Annotated in this window: 2 protein-coding genes; both read left to right on the top strand. The window is 67.2% G+C overall.

Going from position 1 to position 476, the window contains the following annotated elements:
• Positions 1-166, top strand: a 166-nt coding sequence (locus DY467_RS25530) for a DUF1330 domain-containing protein (protein ID WP_164639833.1), incomplete at its 5' end; no start/stop codon positions are given.
• 95 nt (positions 167-261) lie between these two features.
• Positions 262-476, top strand: a 215-nt coding sequence (locus DY467_RS25535; protein WP_164639835.1) for a hypothetical protein, incomplete at its 3' end; no start/stop codon positions are given.

Here is a 476-nt window from a genome sequence, read left to right on the forward strand (position 1 = left end):
GGTCTTCATTGCCGAATATCCGAGCGTGTCGGCGTTCGTCGAGATGATCCGCGATCCGGTGTACCGCGAGGCCGTCAAGCACCGCCAGGCCGCGGTGGAGGACTCCCGTCTGGTCCGTCTGAAGCCGCTGAAGCCCGGGAAGGGGTTCGGCGACATTCCCGCCTGACCGCGGCCGGCATCAGCGCCGCCGCGGTGGCGCGCCACCGGTCCTTCATATAGGTTGCCGGTCTGTCCGCGTTCCGTTCTCCGGAGATTCAATCGATGCGCCTGTCGGCGCGCCTGACCCTGGCGATGACCGTACTGGTGGCATTTACGGTCGCCGCAATCGGGCTGCTCGCTTACTACAATATCGGCCGCGCCGTGGTCCCATCGGGGCTGACACGGCTCGCCTATCAGGCGAAGGCGAGGCTCGGCGCCTACGAATCCGCCCTGCGTGTATTTCGCAGCGAGATGCTGTCGGCCCGGCCGCCGCCGGC

The organism is Rhodopseudomonas sp. BR0G17 (genome assembly GCF_010907025.1).
GTDB lineage: Bacteria > Pseudomonadota > Alphaproteobacteria > Rhizobiales > Xanthobacteraceae > Rhodopseudomonas > Rhodopseudomonas palustris_H.